Genomic DNA, 17,536 nt, shown 5'->3' on the forward strand with positions numbered 1-17,536 from the left:
GTCCTTAATCATTCCAAATGATCGCCGCGTCTTCCGGCGGGCCGGTCATGGTCCTAGATTCGACGCCATGGCGGGGTGGCGGGTCGAGGGCGTGTTCCTGCCCGACGGACGGGCGGGCGCCGGCGGGATCGACGAGCGGGGGCGGTGGACGACGACGCCGCCGGACGGCGGCGAACCCGTCCCGGGGCGCTTCCTCCTGCCCGGCCTGGTCGACGCGCACTGCCACCTGACCGTGGGCACGGGCTCGGACGGGTGGCCGCGCCCCCTCAGCTTCGGCGAGGCCCGCGCGAACCTGCAGGCCGCGCGGGAGGCGGGGATCACGGTCGTCCGGGATCTCGGCAGCCCCGGCAGCATGACGCTGCGGCTGCTGGAGGACCCGGAGGGCGTGGGCCTGGTGGCCTGCGGGCGCTTCCTCGCGCCGGAGGGCCAGTACTTCCCCGCGCTGCACTCGCCGGTGTCGCCGGACGGGCTGATCGGGGCGGCGCTGGCGGAGATCGGCGCCGGAGCGCGCTGGGTGAAGCTGATCGGCGACTTCCCGCTGATGGAGAGCGGCGCGCTGCGGCCGAGCGACGCGATCCCGACGTACTCGGTGGACGACGTCCGGAGGCTGGTGGGCGCCGTCCATGAGGCCGGGGCGAGGGTGGCGGCGCACACCACCACCGCGTTCGCGGGCGCGCTGGTCGCCGCGGGCGTCGACTCGATCGAGCACGGGGACGGCATGAGCGAGGCGGACGTGGCGGCGCTGGCGGAGACGGGCGGGGCCTGGACGCCGACGCTGTGCGCCGCGCTCGCGCCGCGTCCCGGTGAGGACGCCGAGCGCCGCGCGCGGCGCCTGCGGCAGCGGGAGCGGACGGCCGCCCTGCTGCGCGTCGCCGACCGGCGCGGGGTGCGGATCCTGGCCGGCACGGACGTCGTCGGCAGCGTCCCCGAGGAGGTCGCGCTGCTCGTCGAGCTCGGGCTGCCGCCGGAGAAGGCGCTGGCCGCGGCGAGCACCGCGGCCTGCGAGTTCCTCGGCGTGTCGGGGCTGCGGCCGGGGCTGCCGGCCAACCTCGTGGCCTACCGGGACGACCCGCGCGACGATCCAGAGGTCCTGGCGCGTCCGGCCGCGGTGTTCGTGGCCGGGCGGCGCGTCGCTCAGGGCCGGTAGGTCCCGAAGTACCACTCGTTGCCGTCGGGGTCGCGGGCCGCGTAGTCGCGGGAGCCGTAATCCTGGTCGGTGAGCGGGCGGATGATCTCGGCGCCGGCCGCCTTCGCGCGGTCGTGGTGGGCATCGGGGTCGTCGATGGCGACGTAGACCGCCGCCGCCGGGGTCTTGGCGGCGCCGAGCATGACGATGCCGGTGTCGAAGCCCAGCTCGGCGTGGACGATGTTCCCGGCGTCGTCCTTGTGGGCCGCGATCTCGGTGAAGCCGAACGCCTCCTCCAGCCACGCCATCGTCCGCGCCGGGTCGGCGGCCCTGATCAGCGGGTAGAAGGTGCGGCGGATCTCGCTCGTCATGTCGTCCTCCCTGTGGCGTCGGCGGCGGGGTACCTGCCCAGTCTGCGGCGGACGGACCCCGCGCGTCTTGGACGAATGGCACCTCAGCGCCGCGCGGCGTCCCGTTCGGCGGCGAGGCGGCGGGTCTCGGGCGAGACCGGGGCGCCGAGGATCGCGGCGACGACGTCGATCAGGTAGCTGGTGAACAGGCGGTCGTCGGTGCGGGGGCCCGAGCGGGCGCGGCGGGCGAGCTCGATCGACGCGTACAGGATGGCGGTGAAGCGGCGGTGCAGGCGTGCCGCGTCCTCCTCCAGGAGCGGCTCGACGAGGGCCCGCCACCGGCACAGGCTGTCGTGTCTCATCTGGAGGGACGACCCCCCAGACCCCCCGGCAACCGCCTCAGAGGGATCGTCCAGCACGGCGACCGGGACGATCGGGTCCGGGCGGTTCACCACGTCCGCCCAGATCTGCAGGTAGGCGCGCCCCGACGCGTCGGCGAGGCGTGCGGCGAGCGGGCGGACGAGGGCGGCGGCCAGCGGCCGGACGCCCGGTTCGCCGTCCTCGTAGGCGTCGAGCAGGGCGTGCCGGCGGGCCTCCACGTCGGGGGCGTGCCGGGCGAAGATCGCGCGGAGGATCCCGGCGCGGTCCCCGAAGTGGTACTGGACGGCCGTGGCGTTGCGGGCGCCGGCCTCCTGGAGGATCTCCCGGAGGCTGACGGCGTCCACGCCGCGCGCGGCGTAGAGGGCCTCGGCGGCGTCCAGCAGCCGTCCGCGGGTGTCACTCATCGCCGATCGCGAGCTCCAGGGCCTCGGCGAAGCGCTCGCGGGCCGCCTCCCGCAGGGTGGGCAGGTGCCGGGACGGCCACAGGCCCTCGACCGGCTCGACGTCGCGCAGCAGCTGCCGCGCCACGGTGATCTTGTGGACCTCGGTGGGGCCGTCGGCGATGCCGAGCGCCTCGGCGGCGAGCAGCATGCCCGCGAACGGCATCTCCTTGGAGACGCCGAGGGCGCCGTGCAGGTGCATCGCCCGCTGCACGACGTCGTGGTAGACCTTCGGCATCGCGGCCTTCACGGCGGCGATGTCCTTGCGGACCTTCTTGTAGTCCCCGTGCTTGTCGATCAGCCAGGCGGTGCGCAGGACGAGCAGCCGGAACTGCTCGATCTCGATCCAGCTGTCGGCGATCTTCTCGCGGGTCATCTGCATCTTGGCCAGCGGCCCGAACCGGGTCTCCCGGGACACGGCCCGCTCCAGCATCATGTCGAACGCCCGGCGGACCTGCGCGATCGTCCGCATCGCGTGGTGGATGCGGCCGCCGCCGAGCCGGGTCTGCGCGATGACGAACGCGCCGCCCTCGTCGCCGAGCAGGTTCTCGGCCGGGACGCGGACGTTCTCGTAGCGCAGGTAGCCGTGCGAGCCCTCGCGCTCGCCGCCGACGCCGACGTTGCGGACGGTGGTCAGGCCCGGCGCGTCGGCCGGCACGATGAACATCGACATGCCCTGGTACGCCGACACGTCGGGGTTCGTCACGGCCATCACGATCAGGAACGTCGCGTGGCGGGCGTTCGAGGAGAACCACTTCTCGCCGTTGATGACCCAGCCGTCGCCGTCCCGGACGGCGCGGGTGGTGAACAGCGTGGGGTCGGCTCCCCCGTGCGGCTCGGTCATCGAGTAGGACGAGGAGATCTCGCCGTCCAGCAGCGGCCGCAGGTAGCGCTCCTTCTGCTCGGGCGTGCCGAAGTGCGCGATGATCTCCGCGTTGCCGGAGTCGGGCGCCTGGCAGCCGAACACCGACGGCGCCCAGCGGGAGCGTCCGAGGATCTCGTTCAGCAGCGCCAGCTTCACCTGGCCGTACCCCTGCCCGCCGAGCTCGGGGCCGAGATGGCACGCCCACAGCCCCTTCTCGCGCACCCGGTCCTGCAGCGGGCGGACGAGCCGCTTGTAGCGGGGGTCGTCCTTGTCGTACGGGCTGCCGAGGACGAGGTCGAGCGGCTCGACCTCGTCCCGGACGAAGGCGTCCGCCCAGTCGAGGAGTTCCTGGTAGTCGGGGTCGGTCTCGAAGTCCCAAGCCATGGCGAGCCTCCTGCGTCGTTTCCCGATAATCTGCACACCTCAGTAAGTAATGCAAGTGCATGACTGTTACCCTCCGGGTGACCTTGTCGGAAAGGGACCCGCCGTGCAGCCTGAGCAGATCGACCGCGCCCTCGTGGACTTCGGCGTCCTCGCCGGGTGGATGGACGGCCGGGACCTGCCGGGCGGCCCTTTCGAGGACGTCCGGTCCCTCGCGGGCGGCACGCAGAACACGCTGATCCGGTTCTCCCGGGGCGGCCGCGACTACGTGCTGCGGCGCGGGCCGGCCCATCTGCGCGCGCGGACGAACGACGTCCTGCGCCGCGAGGCCCGGGTGCTGGCGGCGCTCGACGGCACCGGCGTCCCGGCGCCGCGCCTCATCGCGGCCTGCCCGGACGAGTCGGTGCTGGGCGGCGCCGTCTTCTACCTGATGACGCCGGTCGAGGGGTTCAACGCCACGGTCGCGCTGCCCGGGAAGCACGCCGGCGACGCGTCCGTCCGGCGGGAGATGGGCCTGAACGCCGCACGCGCGCTGTCGGCGCTGGGCGCGGTCGACCACGAGGCCGTCGGCTTGGGCGACTTCGGCAGGCCGGAGGGGTTCCTGGCTCGGCAGGTGGGCCGCTGGATGTCCGAACTCGACTCCTACGGCGCGCTCGACGGCTACCCGGGCCCCGACATCCCCGGCCTGGACGACGTCGCCCGCTGGCTGGAGGACAACCGCCCCAAGGTGTGGCGGCCGGGGATCCTGCACGGCGACTACCACCTGGCCAACCTGATGTACTCCTTCGACGGCCCCGAGGTCGCCGCGATCGTCGACTGGGAGATGTGCACGATCGGCGACCCGCTGCTCGACCTCGGCTGGCTGCTGGCCACCTGGCCGGACCGCGACGACCAGAGCGCCGCGCTGGCCGGCCCGCTGGGCGCGGCGGGCGGCCTGCCCACGGCGGACGAACTGGTCGCGACCTACGCCGAGCGCCCCGGCGCCGTCGCCGGACGCGACCTGTCGTCCATCACCTGGTACGCGGTGCTCGCCTGCTTCAAGCTCGGCATCGTCCTGGAGGGCACGCACGCCCGCGCGTTCGCCGGGAAGGCCCCGAAGGAGACCGGCGACCTGCTGCACGCGATCACCCTCGGGCTGTTCCAGCGCGCCCACGGCTTCATCAGGTCGTCGTGATGGAGATCCGCAGGGGCGGGGCGGGCGACGCGCCGCTGATGCTCGCGATGCTGGACGGCGCGGTGGCCTGGCTCGCCGCGAACGGCCGCACCGGGCAGTGGGGCAGCGAGCCCTGGTCGCGCGATCCGGCTCGGGTCGAGCGGATCGCCGGCATCGCCCGCGACGACGAGATCTGGGTCGCCGAGGTGGACGGCCGTCCCGCCGGGGCCATGGCGGTCTCCTCCTGCCCGCCGCGCTACATCGACCCGATCGACGAACCCGAGCTCTACATCACGCTCCTGGTGACCGACCGCGCGTTCGCCGGGCACGGCGTGGGCGGCGCGCTCATCGCCAAGGCGAAGGACGAGGCGCGGGCGAGGGGCGCCGGCCTCCTGCGCGTCGACTGCTACCGCGGCGACGACCGGCGGCTGGTCGAGTACTACCGGCGCAACGGCTTCGACCCCGCCGCGGAGTTCACGGTCGGCGACTGGCCGGGGCAGCTGCTGTCGCAGCGGGTGAAGCCCGCGACGCTTGAAAATCCGGGCGGCCGGACGCAGCCTGGAGAGTGACCGGCGCGAACGGGGCAGTCGGTGACGCCCTTACGCCGCACGGACGGCGACCGAGCCGCTCGCCTCGTTCCGCCGGTCGACGACGCTCACGTCGGATTCCCGCCAGCGGACCCGCCCGGTGCGCGGGCAGGCTCGGGGAATGGCAGAGAACTTCCGCTTCGGCGTGGTCGGCGAGTCGATCCGGTCGGGCGCCGGCCTGGCCGGGACCGCGCGCCGCGCCGAGGAACTCGGATACGACGTCCTGACGCTGCGGGACCACTTCGTCGCCGAGCCGTTCGGCGACCAGCTCGCCCCCCTGGTGGCGCTGGCGTCCGCCGCGTCGGTCACGAGCGCGCTGCGGCTGGGCACGATGGTCCTCGCGAACGACTACCGGCATCCGGTGATGCTCGCCAAGGAGGCCGCCACCCTCGACCACCTGTCGGGCGGGCGGTTCGAGCTGGGCATCGGCGCCGGCTGGCTGCGCGAGGAGTACGAGGCCGCCGGGATGCCCTTCGACCCCGCCGGGACGAGGGTCGGGAGGCTGGAGGAGTCGCTGCGGATCCTGCGCGGCCTCCTGGACGGCGAGGAGACCGCGTTCGACGGGGAGCACTACCGGGTCGGCGGGCTGACGGTGTTCCCGCGTCCCGCACGGCGCCCGCCGCTGGCGGTCGGCGCCGGCAGCAGGCGCATGCTCGGCATCGCGGGGCGGCTCGCGGACACCGTCGGCATCCTCCCCCGCGCCCTCCCCCATGGGGCGATCTCCGACGAGGTCACCGAGCGGCTGCCGGACACCATCGCCCGCAAGGTCGACTGGGTGCGGGAGGCCGCCGGGGAACGCGACGTCGAGCTGAGCATGATGGTGACGCCGACCTTCGGCGCCGATCCGCGGCGCACCGCCGCCCGGGTCGCGGTGACGCGCGGCTGGGGTACGTCGGCGGCCGGCCTCGTTCTGGAGATGCCGTCGCAGTTCGTCGGCCCGCCCGAGCACATCGCCGAGCAGATGCTGGCCCGGCGCGACCGCTACGGCTTCACCTATTACCAGGTCCCGGACGCGTGCATGGAGGAGTTCGCCCCCGTCATCCCCCTGCTGGCCTAGAGGGGTCGGCGAAGCCGGCGTTCATGGCGAGGCTCAACTCCGGTTCGGTGAGGCGCTCCGCGCGTCGGGTCGTCCAGCGCGAGGACGGCCGGGTCCGCGTCGAGCCACGTGGCGAACACAACCTTCTACTGGTTGCCTCTGGAGAGGCCTGCTCGCACGGGCGTGGACGTCGCCGCGCACGCTCAAGGACACCCTCGACGAGGGCGGCGGAACCTCCGCCGAGCACGGCCGCTACGTCGGCATGCACCTCGCCCCGCATGCTCATCGAGGCCCCGCTCCCCTACCTGGAGGACCTGTACGAGGCGGCGCACGAGAACATCCACCCGGCCGTCCTGGACGGGACGGACACGCTGTTCCTGGAGAAGGTGAGCGGGCGGCGCTCGATGCCGATCGTGTCCCGCGTGGGCGGGCGCCTGCCCGCCTACTGCACGGCGACCGGGAAGCTGTTCCTCGCGCTCGGGCCGCCGGCGCGGCTGGAGGACGTGCTCGCGCGCGGGCTCGTCCGCTGCACCCCGCATGCCGGGGGCTGCTGCGGCGGGAGCTGGACCGGCTCGCGCCGGCGGTGCGCACCGCGGCGCTGGCGCCGGCGCGGGAGGCGGCCGGAGAGCTGGAAACGGGGATCCCCCGGTGATCTCGCGATACCGGGGGATCCCCTCTTCCCATGCACCGGCAGCCCTGCGCCGGGTCTGTGCGGGACGTCCGGGTCAGGAACCGAAGGGCTGGGGCTTGCCCTTCTTGCCGGCGCCCTTGCCCCAGGAGAGGACCTCCCACTTGACGTTCTTCAGGTGGCCCTCGCCGGTTCCGGCGTTGTACTTGCTCTTCGGCTTCCCGCCGTCCAGCAGGTAGCGGAAGGTGTAGGTGTCGAGGTCGAGCATGACGCCGCGGTGCGACGGCTCGCCGGGCCCGCGGTCGCCGACGAAGCCGGTGACGGTGCGGCCGTCGTAGGTGACCTTGACCTTGGTGTGCAGGGGCCAGCTCGGGCTGGCGAACAGCCCCTTCTGCATCGGCTTGCCGCCGGCCGGGGCGCCGGTGTCGCCGTTCACGCCGGAGCCGTCGTCCCAGAAGTAGGACGCGGTGGTCTTGCCGCTGAGCAGGACCTTGGAGCCCTTCTTCTCGCGCTGGGTGTCGGGCTTGGCGTCGGACTTGGCGTCGGTCTTGGACTCGGCCTTGGAGCCGGGCTTGGAGCCGGCCGTCGCCTTGTCGACGCTCTTCTGCGGGTGGTCCGCGGGGGTCTGGTGCTCCTGCGAGGCCACGGCCTGCTGCGCCAGGAACTGCTTCTCCGGAGCGGAGTCGTCGCTGGCCGCCGCGACGCCTGCGACCAGCATGCCCGCGAGGGCGGTACCGGTGACGCCGGTCAGGACGACATTGATCGCTCGCTGCTGCATGGATTTCCTTCGTTCGGGGTACAGGGCTGCCGCTCCGCGCCGGGGGCCCGCCGTTCCGTACAGGAGGCGACGTGCTGTTTCCGGGTAGGGGAGAGCGGCTCCGAGACTCGGGACTCGGGAGATGCCGCCGCGGGGAAGGACCCGCTTGGAACGATCCACGGGCATGGCGGACCGCGCCCGCGCTCACTGGCGCACGACCGTCCTCGGACGTGCGTGTGTCACGGACTCAGATGAAGCGGAAGGATGCCGACCGGGGGCTCACGGGCCCGACTCGGTGTGCGGCCGGTGCATGGTACGGCCGCGATTCGGCGAAGGATCCCGCCTGGCGGGCGGGAGGCGACGGCTATGCGATTGGCCAGGTCAAGGGTTCTTTGACCCGAACCTGAGCTTGACTATATACGGCATTACCGTGCTTTCGCCAAACTCGGGTTTTCTTTACCTTTGCCCAGGTAGATCCTTTTCTCGGGTGGTCCCGAGCTGGGCGGTGTGCCGGGGGGACGCTGGACCGTACGGTCGCAGCATCACCACGACAGCGTAAAGAACACCAAGACCCCCACGGGCATTCCAGCCCGCACCCCAGGGAAGGTAAAGCCTCGCTCAGTGCGTGCGGTAGACCGTCGGCACGAGCGGCGTCGGGCCGGTGCCGCCGGTGAAGACCGGGGCGCCCGGCTGCTGCGGCACGAACGGCGCCTCGGCGTAGCCGGGGCCCTGGTACACGGTGTCCTGGTACGCAGGGTCCTGGTACGCGCTGTCCTGATAGGCGGTGTCCGGATACGCGGCCCCCGGGTACGGGGTGCCCGGGTAGGCGGGCCCGCCGTACGGGCCGGCCGCCGCCACGATGGGCCCCTGCGCCGCCGGCACGGCCTGCGCGACGGGCGGTGGGACGTGGGAGCCGTCGGCCCGGCGGGGCTCGGCCCCGGGCACGCCGCCCTGCGCCGCCCGGCGCTCGGCCAGCACGGCCATGAGCGCGTGGGCGGTCTCGGCGTCCATCTTCAGCAGGACGCTGGGCATCCCGGACTGGTCGACGAACGGGGAGACCGAAGGGGCGGCCGGCAGCTGCGGCAGGGCCGCCAGCATCTCCTCGCGGAGATCCTGGGCCAGCCGCAGCGCCTGTCGGTCACTGTCGCTCAAGTGTGCGTTCATCGCGATCTCCGGGGAGTTCACGTGCGGGGGTCCGGGGATCATCCTGCTAGGGATGGCGTGCAGGTGCAAGGGCTGATGCACGTGCATTTCAAGAAATATCACCCCGTAACCCCCGCCCCCTCGATCGGTCCCGGGTCACTCCATCCCGCGCTCGCCCGGCGTCCAGAACGGCTTGACCAGCACGGATCTGCGCGGCCGGCCCCGCTCGCGGACGAGACGGGCACGCACCGCCTGCACAGTGCGTGCCTCTCCGGCCACGTAGGCGATTCCCGGCTCCGCCGGAAGATCGAGACCGCGCACGGCCTCCACGAGCGCGGCCGAGTCCGCGGCGGAGGCGTCCCATCGCGCCGAATGGGACGGAGACCGTCTCCTCGCACGCAAGAGGTGGCAGACGGCCGGGCGAAGGCCGAAGTTCCCCCTCCGGCTCGGGCGCGTGCGCCGACGCCTACCGGGTTCCCGCATGGTTGCGGCGGTGCGTGAAGGGGGCGGCCGGCGGCATCCTGGAGGGATGACGGAGACTCTCAGCGTCCGGGCGCTCAACCGGGCCACGCTGGCACGGCAGATGCTCCTCGCCCGGGAGGCCGCCCCGGTCGCCGACGCGGTGGGCAGGCTCTGCGGGATGCAGGCGCAGGAGCCCAAGCCGCCGTTCCTCGGCCTGTGGACGCGGCTGGACGGATTCTCGGCGTCCGATCTGCATTCCGCGTTGCACGACCGGTCGCTCGTGCGCGCGACGATGATGCGCGCCACCCTGCACCTGACGACGAGCGCCGACTACACCGCTTTCCGTACGGCGATGCAGCCGGTGCTGGACGGCGCCCTGGGCGTCCTCGGCGACCGCGCCAAGTCGCTGGATCTGCAGAAGGTCGTCCCCGCGGCACAGTCGCTTCTGGAAGAGGCGCCCCGGACCTTCAACGAGGTGCGTGCACTGCTGCAGGAGCAGTTCCCGGACGTCAACGACCGTGCCCTGGGCTATGCCGTACGCCTGTGCGTACCGCTCGTCATGGTCCCGACGCAGGACAGGTGGGGTTTCCCTCGCACGTCGCAGTTCACGCCGGCCGAGACTTGGCTCGGGGCCGCCCCGGCGGCCGATGCCGCGACCGATGAGCTGATGCTCCGGTACCTGGCCGCCTATGGGCCCGCGTCCGCGGCCGACGCACGGACGTGGTCCGGGCTGCAGTCGACCGCCGAGGCCCTGGAGCGCCTGCGTCCGGTCCTGCGTGTCTTCACCGATGACAAGGGCCGGGAGCTCTTCGACCTGCCGGACGCGCCCCGCCCCGGCGAGGACGTCCCGGCGCCGCCCCGGTTCCTGCCCGAGTTCGACAGTCTCGTCCTCGCGCACGCCGACCGCAGGCGCGTCATCTCCGACGAGCACCGGCCCATGCTCACGACGAAGAATCTGCGCGTCCGCGCCGTGTTCCTCTGGGACGGCTTCGCCGGCGGCATCTGGGAGACGGAGTACAAGCGGAAGGTCGCGACGCTGCGGATGCGCCCCTTCGAGCCCCTCCCCCAGGCGGCCGTCGACGCATTGACCGTTGAAGGCGAGGCGTTGCTGCGCTTCCTGGAGCCCGACGCCAAGTCGGCTGTCGTCACCGTCGAGACCTGACGTCGAGCCTGATGCGCATCACGCGATGGTTCGGCCCAGACCTTCTCAGTAGGGGGCGCGCGGAGGTCCTTCTTGAGGATCTTGCCGCTGGGGTTGCGGGGCAGGGCGTCCGCGAAGTCGACCGAGCGGGGGCGCTTGAAGCCGGCCAGGCGCTCCCGCGCGTAGTCGAGTACCTCCTCCTCGGTCAGCTCCGCCTCGGGCTTGCGCACCACGACGGCCTTGACCGTCTCGCCCCAGCGCTCGTCCGGGACGCCGATCACCGCCACGTCCGCGATGGCGGGCTGGGCGGCGAGGACCTCCCCGACCTCGATCGGGTACACGTTCTCCGCGCCGGTGACGATCATGTCCTTGATCCGGTCGGTGAGGAACAGGTAGCCCTCGGCGTCGACGTATCCGGCGTCGCCCGTGCGGAGCCAGCCGCCGCCCGCGAGGAGCCGGTCGGTCTCCTTCGGGCGGTTCCAGTAGCCCGGCGTGTTCTGCGGGGACCGCGTCAGCACATCCCCGACCTCGCCGGGCGCGCGCTCGACACCGCCGCCCAGTTCGACGACCTTGATCTCGACCCAGTCGTAGGGGCGTCCGGCCGAGCGCATCAGGTGCGCGCACGGGCCGTCGGGGTCGTGGTATCTCGGCGGGGGTCAGCCGCCAGTTCACCGGGGCGGTCACGGCGCCGATCTTCGCGGCGCCGAACAGCAGGTCGAAGAACTCGGGCGCGTCCTTGCCGATGTGGGCCACCCGCGAGCCGGGGCCGAGTCCCGCGGCCCGCAGGGCCCGCGCCACCCGGCTGGAGCGCTCGTCGAGGTCGGCGTAGCCCACGGTCCGCCCGTCGCCGGTGACGGCCGGCGCCGTCCCCCGGTCGCGGGCGTGGTCACGGACGATGGACACGACGCGGTACTCCACCGCGGCCCCTTCCGAATCCCATTCGGTTCTGTGCCGCCGACCCTATCGATCCGGGACCGGCTCGCGGAAGGACCGGTCCCCACCGCATGCGGCCATGACGCTGCGAGCGTGGACAACTTCGAATAGTGATCAATCCGATACCTCGGATGATTGAAAGATCCACCAAATGGGCGCAAGCTGTGTCCGACGTCTGGAATGCCCCGCCCGTTCCTTCCACCCGACCGCCGACAGGACAGCACCGATGTTCGAGATATGGGAGACGAGCGAGCCGGCGCGGCTCATCAGCGACGCGGGGAGCCTCAAGGTGGCGCTGGAGAAGGTCGACACGATGTGCCGGCTCCGGCACGACCAGGCCGTCGCCCACGTCGGCGAGGCCGGGGACGGCTACCACTTCGAGATCAGGGACCACGACGGCAAGGCCCTCGCGCGGCTCAGCTACGTCCCCGACACCTCCCGCGCGTACCAGAGCGTCGTCGTGGACGAGATGCGAGGCGACGGGCACGGCGTGCCCTGACGACGACCGGCGCGGCCCCGGCCCTGGTGGCCGGGGCTCTTCCATGCGGCGGGTGGCCGTACCGTCTCCCGACCGCGGCCGGCCGGCCGGATTCGGATGGCAGGATGCAATGGTGGCGCCGTGATGTCGGGACAGTGGGAGGTGGCCGGTGCCGAGGTCGTGGCGACGCGGGCCCAGTTCACCGGAGCCGCCGGCGGACCTCCCCGCGGACGCCGCCGCGGTGACCGCCGAGGCGGTGAGGTCGCTCCACCGAGGTGACGGCGCGGCGTTCGGCCGCCACGTGGCCGACCTCGTCGACCGCCCGGGCAGGGCCCAGTGGACGCTCGCCGCCGACCGGTGCCTCGCCGCGCGGCTGCGGCAGGGGGTCGCCACGGCCTGGGATCGCGGCTGGCAGCCCGCCGACGTGGTCCGGTTCGCGGCCCGCCGGCACACCGTCCGGCACGCACGGTTGGCGACGGACGCGATCGCCGGGGAGATGCGCGCCTACTCGTCCACCACCGTGGACGGCGTGTGGCGGGAGCAACTCGCCTCCCTCGACGCCGCCGTCTGGTGGGCGGGCGAGGACTCGTTCCCGGCCGAATGGTGCGAACGCGAGCATGTGGAGCGCGCGGGCTACATCGCGACGGCGATCGAACTGATCCGCCTGCTGGAGGGCCTCCCGAAACTCCCCCGGCTGACCCCGCCTCCCGGCGCGTCCACCAACGCGGGCGCTTCTGGGACGGGAGCGGGCTCGACGCACGGATATCCGCGGGAGGCGGCGCGCGGGTATGCGCGGGAGATCGATCAGCGGATGCCGGGCAAGGTCCGTGCGCTGCTCGCCAAGGCCGAGTCGACCGAGTTCCCCGAGGAGGCGGAAGCGCTCAGCGCCCGCGCCCAGGAGCTGATGGCCCGGCACAGCATCGACCGTGCGCTGCTCGCCGCCGAGACCGGCGACGTCAGCGGGTCCGCCGGACGGCGCATCGCGGTGGACAATCCGTACGACGCCCCGAAGGCGGTTCTGCTGACGGTCGTGGCCGACGCGAACCGCTGCAGAGCGGTCTGGCACCGTGAGCTGGGCTTTTCCACGGTGCTGGGGTTTCCGGACGATCTCGCCGCGGTGGAGATTCTCTACACGTCGCTGCTCGTTCAGGCGACGTCCGCCATGGTGCACGCGGGTCCGCGGCGGGACGCACTGGGGAGGTCACGGACGCGGTCGTTCCGCCACGCCTTCCTCAACGCCTACGCCGCCCGCATCGGCGAGCGCCTGCGCGAGGCCGCGGACAGGGCGGCCGCGGACGCCGGCGGGAAGGATCTTCTTCCCGTGCTGGCGGCGCGCGACCGGGCCGTCGAGCGGGCCGTCGACACGATGTTCCCGAACCTCGCCAAGGGACGGGCGGGCTCGGTGTCCAACTATGAGGGCTGGGTTGCCGGGCGGGCGGCCGCCGACCTCGCCAGCCTGAACGGGCGCTCCGAGGTCACCGGGGCGTCCGACCGTTCGTAGCGCACGGGGTCCCCCCGGGGGGCGAGGGGGACGTCCGGTCATGTGCTCGCTTCTTCCTCGTCCTCGATGGTTACGGGAGCTGGTCAGTCCTTCTTGCGCCGGGTGTTGCCGCCGCGGCCGCGCAACGGCACCCCCGCCTCCTTCAGGACGTTGTAGATGAACCCGTACGACCGCCCGGTCTCGGCGGCCAGGTCGCGGATGCTCTCACCGGCCGCGTAGCGCGGGGCGAGCTCGGCGGCGAGCTGCGTGCGTTCGGCACCGGTGACCCGGGTGCCCCTCGACAGTGTGCGTGCCACGGGGACCTCCTGTTCGAAGGCTGGGCGGCGGGGCCCGTCCCCGCAGCTCACAGCAGTGTTGATCTCCCCAACGTACACATTCCCCCTGATTACGCCGTCGATGCCGCGCGAATCACCGCGAATTCGGCCGAAGCTGGTCTTTTCCATGGTCATCGGCGTGTCGGAACTAGACAGACGGGCCTCGAAGCGCTGTCGTCCGCCCGTTCCACACGACCACCGTCCGCAGCGACCTCCGGACCGGAACCATGCTTTTCCGCCCCGAACGCGCGGGTCCGCGGTCGCCGACGCGCCGCTCGCTGCCCGCTGCCGTCCGGCGTCGCCCGCGCGCCCGGGGCGCCACCGGACGGCCGATCACAGCCTCACCTCACCCGGTGACCACGGCGGGTTCGGCGTCGCCGGAGGCGTTCGAACCGGCGCCGGCCGGGATCTGCACGGCCGGGCCGGTGTCGACGGGGGTGCCTTCACCAGTGGCCGAGCCACGGACCAGGTCGGTGTCAGCGCGGACGGAGCCGGCGGACGCGGCCGAGGCGGGACCGGTCGGGGCCGTGGCCTGGGAGGCGGCTTCGCGGAGGGACAGATCGGAGCGGCGCAGCGGATGCCGCAGGGGCTCGAACGGGAAGAGCGAAGTCTCGGTGAGCCCGTCGACGACCAGCAGTTCGCCGGTCTCGAGGAGCCGCCAGCCGGGGCCGTCGTCCATCGGTTCGCTGGCGAGGACGACGGCGGGCACGGGGCCGGGGGCGCCGGCACGATGTCCGGGCCGGTCTGCACCGCCCCGGCCCGGTGACAGGACCCACAACTCGTTGCTCTCCGGATGGCGCAGCGCCCAGAGGCGTCCGGCCTCGGCGATGAGCAGGTTGAGCGCGAACACGGGGAGTTCGGCGCCGATGCGGCGCACGGCCTCGATGATCCCGGCCGTCGTGTCGCCGCGACGCCTGATCTCCGCCGTCAGGTAGGCGAACACCAGTTCGGAGTCGGTCTCCCCGGAGACGTGGGCACGCTCGACGTCCGTCAGCCACGTCCGGAGCGTGTCGAGGCCCTTCACCACGCCGTTGTGGGCGAACAACCGGTCGTTCATGACGAAGGGGTGGCAGTTGTGCACCGTCAGCCCGCCCACGGACGCGTCGCGCACGTGCGACACGAACGTGTGGGACGGGATGTTGCGGGCGTGCAGGTCGAAGTCGGCGTTCTCGAAGGCGGCCAGGGGCGCCCGGTCGCGGACGGGCTCGCCGCCGAGCGAGAACCAGCCGAGGCCCGCACCGTGCTGCATCCGGTGACTCTGCGCGCGCAGGCTCCGGGGTGCGTCGAGCAGCCAGTGGTCCGCCCGGACGCGCGGACCACCCGTGCTCATCCCGAAAAGTCGGCACATCTCGTCACCTTTCCAATGATCTTAACTGCGAGTGATCATGATTTTACCCAACGTCGCGACGCCCGTCCGGCGAATCGGCCGTGTCCTCAGCAGGCAAGCCCGGACGTCCGCCATGGGGAAGACGGCGCGGCCCGCACGCGGTTCACTGCTGGTCAACGCACCCGACGCGGTAGGAGGACGCCATGCCGGAGGACGCGACGACCGAGTTCTGGAAGAACCTGAAACCGATCCAGAACTCCCAGAAGCCGGACGCCCTGCCGGAGGTGTACCTGCCGAAGGTCGCCACCGACGACGACCGCTATTACGTGCCGTTCACCGAGACCGTCGGCTCGCGCCCACTCTGGATCAACGTCAAGGACAACTCGTGGGCGGACATCCTGCGAGCCACCAGCGCAGGCCTCGTCAACAGGCACTACCACCCGCACGAGGTGTTCGCGTACACCATCTCCGGCAAGTGGGGCTACCTCGAACGTCCGTGGACGGCGACCGCGGGCGACTTCATCTACGAGGCGCCCGGGGAAGGCCACACGCTCGTCGCCTACGAGAGCGGTGAACCCATGAAGACGATGTTCATCGTGAAGGGCCCGCTCATCTGGCTGGACGAGAACGGTGACACGGAAGGGTACTTCGACGTGCACGACTACATCGCGATGTGCCGCGAGCACTACGAGAAGGTCGGCCTGGGGTCCGACTACGTCGACTCACTCTTCCGCTAGGGGACGATGGCTAGACTCGGCCTCCCCGCCTGCGAGACCACGCTGGGAGGTCGAGATGGCCCCTTCCGTGCTGGAGTCGTTCGTATCGACCGAGGACGTGCCGTCCGGTGACCGCATCTCCTACTGGGAGGAGCACAACGCGCGAGCGTTGGTCGGACTCGCCTGTTCCTCCTATGCCGAGGACGGTCTGCTGGCCCGGCAGCGGAACCTCCGTGTCGGCGAGCTCCGCTTGGCCGACATCCAGGGGAACGAGCACGTCATCGAGCGGACACCGGGCATCTGCCGTGACCTCCCCAAGGAGTCGGTGTTCGCCAGCGTGGTCCTCAAGGGGCAGGCGGTCTTCTATCACTCCGGAGGCTGCTTGACGGTCGGCGCGGGGGACATCGTCCTCTACGACACGGCCCGTCCATACCTCTTCGGCTTTTCCACCCCCATGCGGAAACTCCTCCTGGATGTGCCGCGCGAGGTGTTCGCCGAGCGCTTCCGTTCGCCCGCACTGCCGGGGCCCATCACCCTCAGCGCGTCCCGGGTCACTGCGGCCTCGCGCACGCTACGGTCGCTTCTCCTCGGCCTGGCCTCGTGCGAAGGACCTTCCCATGCCGACGACCTGGCCCTCGAACTCCTCTGCCTGCTCGTCGCGGAAAGAGCCGGCGACCGGCCCGCCTCCCCCACTCGCCTGCTCCACCTGCTCGTGGCGAAGGACTACATCGACCGGCATCTGCACCATCCGGGGCTGAACCCTCGTCAGGTAGCGGCCGCCCTGGGCATCTCCGTCCGGCACCTCAGCCGCATCTTCGAGCCGGAGGGTCTCACGCCCGGCCGCTACGTCATGGACCGCCGCCTGATGAAGGCGAGGGCGGACCTCGCCGACCCGGCGATGGCCCGGGCTACCGTCGCCGACATCGCCCACCGCCATGGATTCGCAAGCCAGGCGCACTTCACGCGTGTCTTCCGCGAGCGCTTCGGCCGCACTCCCGGCGCCGTCCGGGCCCGCTGACGGAGGGTTATCCCCAGAATCGCGTTCTACTGCTCCAGGAGCGGGCGGCCGCACATGCTGACCGTGTCCCGCCCAGGAAGGAGCAGCCCCATGGCCCAGATCACGTTCTCTGTCCCGGCGACCACGACCTCGCGATTCGCCGTCGCCGCCACCAGCGTTCCGCGCGACCTCGCCGGCCTCATCGGCCGAGCCGAGCCCGGCCCGTACCACGCCCACATCGCCGGACGGCTCGGCTCAACGCAACTGCAGGTCACCCGCGAGGACCTCACGACCCTGCGCTGGGACCCGAGCCGCATCCGAGCCGCGAGCCCCGAAGACCGGTCGGCCGCACGGACCTTCAACGACGCCGCGGAGTTCGCCGTCATCACCGCCTGCGCGCCGATCACCGACCAGCCGCGCGCCGTGCAGGTCGCCCGCGCCACCGCCTACGCCATCGCCAAGGCGACCGGCGGCGTCACCGCCGACCTCGTCACCGGCCACGTCCTGCCGCCGCCCGCCACCGAGCGGACCCGCTTCGTCCTCGCCGACCGCTGGCTGGGCGACGTCCTCCCGCCGTTCCGCGCCAACGGCCGCTGCACGGCCCCCGACCCCGACCTGGACCCGGAGGGCGTCAACGGATGCTCCTGCGTCCACCTGCGCACCCGCGGCCTCCGCCGCTTCGGCCTCCCCGAACTCCAGATCACCGACATCGCCTGCCCCCACGACCTGGCAGCCCTGAACGTCCTGCGCACCGCGGCCCGCCGCCTCCTGACCGACCACTGGTCCTGGCTCGCCACCGGCCCCGCCGCCCGCCCCGCAC

The 17,536-nt window shown here is 72.3% G+C and carries 19 protein-coding genes and 3 pseudogenes; 12 read left to right on the forward strand and 10 right to left on the reverse strand.

From position 1 onward, the window contains the following. Positions 1–67: 67 nt before the first annotated feature. Positions 68–1,147 carry an amidohydrolase family protein gene (locus E1284_RS11290; protein WP_131938984.1) on the forward strand — a complete coding sequence of 360 codons (1,080 nt, stop codon included), beginning with the start codon at positions 68–70 and terminating at the stop codon, positions 1,145–1,147. Here the strand turns inward: E1284_RS11290 and E1284_RS11295 are convergent. The 3 genes from E1284_RS11295 to E1284_RS11305 form a co-directional block, all read right to left on the reverse strand. Continuing rightward, positions 1,135–1,497 (reverse strand): VOC family protein, encoded by a 363-nt coding sequence (locus E1284_RS11295; RefSeq protein WP_131938985.1) that lies wholly within the window; start codon positions 1,495–1,497, stop codon positions 1,135–1,137. The genes E1284_RS11290 and E1284_RS11295 overlap by 13 nt on opposite strands. Before the next feature lie 83 nt (positions 1,498–1,580). Then, positions 1,581–2,261 (reverse strand): TetR/AcrR family transcriptional regulator, encoded by a 681-nt coding sequence (locus tag E1284_RS11300; protein ID WP_131938986.1) that lies wholly within the window; start codon positions 2,259–2,261, stop codon positions 1,581–1,583. After that, positions 2,254–3,546, reverse strand: a complete 1,293-nt coding sequence (locus E1284_RS11305) for an acyl-CoA dehydrogenase family protein (protein WP_131938987.1) — start codon at positions 3,544–3,546, stop codon at positions 2,254–2,256. The genes E1284_RS11300 and E1284_RS11305 overlap by 8 nt, the downstream gene beginning before the upstream one ends. Positions 3,547–3,649: 103 nt before the next feature. Between E1284_RS11305 and E1284_RS11310 the strand changes: the two genes are divergently transcribed. From E1284_RS11310 to E1284_RS44000, 4 genes and pseudogenes are all read left to right on the forward strand, one after another. Then, positions 3,650–4,717: a phosphotransferase family protein gene (locus E1284_RS11310; RefSeq protein WP_341770391.1), complete on the forward strand. Its 1,068-nt coding sequence runs from the start codon at positions 3,650–3,652 to the stop codon at positions 4,715–4,717. Beyond that, positions 4,717–5,265 (forward strand): GNAT family N-acetyltransferase, encoded by a 549-nt coding sequence (locus E1284_RS11315; protein ID WP_131938989.1) that lies wholly within the window; start codon positions 4,717–4,719, stop codon positions 5,263–5,265. The genes E1284_RS11310 and E1284_RS11315 overlap by 1 nt, the downstream gene beginning before the upstream one ends. Positions 5,266–5,404: 139 nt before the next feature. After that, positions 5,405–6,340, forward strand: coding sequence for a TIGR03621 family F420-dependent LLM class oxidoreductase (locus E1284_RS11320; RefSeq protein ID WP_131938990.1), 936 nt, complete (start codon positions 5,405–5,407; stop codon positions 6,338–6,340). Positions 6,341–6,597: 257 nt separating this feature from the next. Then, a pseudogene (locus E1284_RS44000) lies at positions 6,598–6,843 on the forward strand (IclR family transcriptional regulator domain-containing protein); the annotation flags it as partial. A 201-nt stretch (positions 6,844–7,044) separates the two neighbouring features. On the opposite strand, the gene E1284_RS11330 reads toward E1284_RS44000, so the two are convergent. From E1284_RS11330 to E1284_RS11340, 3 genes are all read right to left on the reverse strand, one after another. Then, positions 7,045–7,725 carry an RlpA-like double-psi beta-barrel domain-containing protein gene (locus E1284_RS11330; protein ID WP_131938991.1) on the reverse strand — a complete coding sequence of 227 codons (681 nt, stop codon included), beginning with the start codon at positions 7,723–7,725 and terminating at the stop codon, positions 7,045–7,047. Positions 7,726–8,322: 597 nt separating this feature from the next. Further along, positions 8,323–8,856 carry a hypothetical protein gene (locus E1284_RS11335; RefSeq protein WP_131938992.1) on the reverse strand — a complete coding sequence of 178 codons (534 nt, stop codon included), beginning with the start codon at positions 8,854–8,856 and terminating at the stop codon, positions 8,323–8,325. Between the two features lie 147 nt (positions 8,857–9,003). Beyond that, positions 9,004–9,330 carry an SIP domain-containing protein gene (locus tag E1284_RS11340; protein ID WP_131938993.1) on the reverse strand — a complete coding sequence of 109 codons (327 nt, stop codon included), beginning with the start codon at positions 9,328–9,330 and terminating at the stop codon, positions 9,004–9,006. A 46-nt stretch (positions 9,331–9,376) separates the two neighbouring features. On the opposite strand from E1284_RS11340, the gene E1284_RS11345 reads away from it, so the two are divergent. Continuing rightward, the gene (locus E1284_RS11345; protein ID WP_131938994.1) at positions 9,377–10,471 is read left to right on the forward strand and encodes a winged helix DNA-binding domain-containing protein; all 1,095 of its coding nucleotides are present in this window, start codon (positions 9,377–9,379) and stop codon (positions 10,469–10,471) included. 140 nt (positions 10,472–10,611) lie between these two features. Here E1284_RS11345 and E1284_RS44005 read toward each other — a convergent pair. Next, positions 10,612–10,737: pseudogene (locus E1284_RS44005) on the reverse strand (AMP-binding enzyme); the annotation flags it as partial. Between E1284_RS44005 and E1284_RS43030 the strand changes: the two are divergent. Next, positions 10,691–10,846: a hypothetical protein gene (locus E1284_RS43030; protein ID WP_243714408.1), complete on the forward strand. Its 156-nt coding sequence runs from the start codon at positions 10,691–10,693 to the stop codon at positions 10,844–10,846. The pseudogene E1284_RS44005 and the gene E1284_RS43030 overlap by 47 nt on opposite strands. A gap of 258 nt (positions 10,847–11,104) precedes the next feature. Here E1284_RS43030 and E1284_RS44010 read toward each other — a convergent pair. Further along, positions 11,105–11,368 (reverse strand): annotated as a pseudogene (locus E1284_RS44010) (AMP-binding protein); the annotation flags it as partial. Positions 11,369–11,609: 241 nt separating this feature from the next. Here E1284_RS44010 and E1284_RS11355 point away from each other — a divergent pair. Together E1284_RS11355 and E1284_RS11360 are read left to right on the forward strand one after the other, a co-directional pair. Next, positions 11,610–11,882 (forward strand): hypothetical protein, encoded by a 273-nt coding sequence (locus tag E1284_RS11355; protein WP_131938995.1) that lies wholly within the window; start codon positions 11,610–11,612, stop codon positions 11,880–11,882. 148 nt (positions 11,883–12,030) lie between these two features. Further along, complete coding sequence (locus E1284_RS11360; protein ID WP_131938996.1) at positions 12,031–13,362, forward strand: DUF2786 domain-containing protein; 1,332 nt, start codon at positions 12,031–12,033, stop codon at positions 13,360–13,362. 83 nt (positions 13,363–13,445) lie between these two features. Here the strand turns inward: E1284_RS11360 and E1284_RS11365 are convergent, their stop codons facing one another. Beyond that, on the reverse strand, positions 13,446–13,658 hold the full coding sequence (locus tag E1284_RS11365; RefSeq protein ID WP_067638627.1) for a helix-turn-helix domain-containing protein: 213 nt from the start codon (positions 13,656–13,658) through the stop codon (positions 13,446–13,448). A gap of 364 nt (positions 13,659–14,022) precedes the next feature. Continuing rightward, complete coding sequence (locus E1284_RS11370) at positions 14,023–15,024, reverse strand: class II glutamine amidotransferase (RefSeq protein ID WP_131938997.1); 1,002 nt, start codon at positions 15,022–15,024, stop codon at positions 14,023–14,025. 182 nt (positions 15,025–15,206) lie between these two features. Between E1284_RS11370 and E1284_RS11375 the strand changes: the two genes are divergently transcribed. The 3 genes from E1284_RS11375 to E1284_RS11385 form a co-directional block, all read left to right on the forward strand. Continuing rightward, positions 15,207–15,740, forward strand: a complete 534-nt coding sequence (locus E1284_RS11375; protein ID WP_131938998.1) for a 2,4'-dihydroxyacetophenone dioxygenase family protein — start codon at positions 15,207–15,209, stop codon at positions 15,738–15,740. 55 nt (positions 15,741–15,795) lie between these two features. Then, positions 15,796–16,737 (forward strand): helix-turn-helix domain-containing protein, encoded by a 942-nt coding sequence (locus tag E1284_RS11380; RefSeq protein ID WP_131938999.1) that lies wholly within the window; start codon positions 15,796–15,798, stop codon positions 16,735–16,737. 90 nt (positions 16,738–16,827) lie between these two features. After that, positions 16,828–17,536, forward strand: a 709-nt coding sequence (locus E1284_RS11385; protein WP_131939000.1) for a hypothetical protein, incomplete at its 3' end; no start/stop codon positions are given.

Origin of the sequence: Actinomadura bangladeshensis, from assembly GCF_004348335.1 — a bacterium.
In the GTDB taxonomy this organism is placed as follows: Bacteria; Actinomycetota; Actinomycetes; order Streptosporangiales; family Streptosporangiaceae; genus Spirillospora; species Spirillospora bangladeshensis.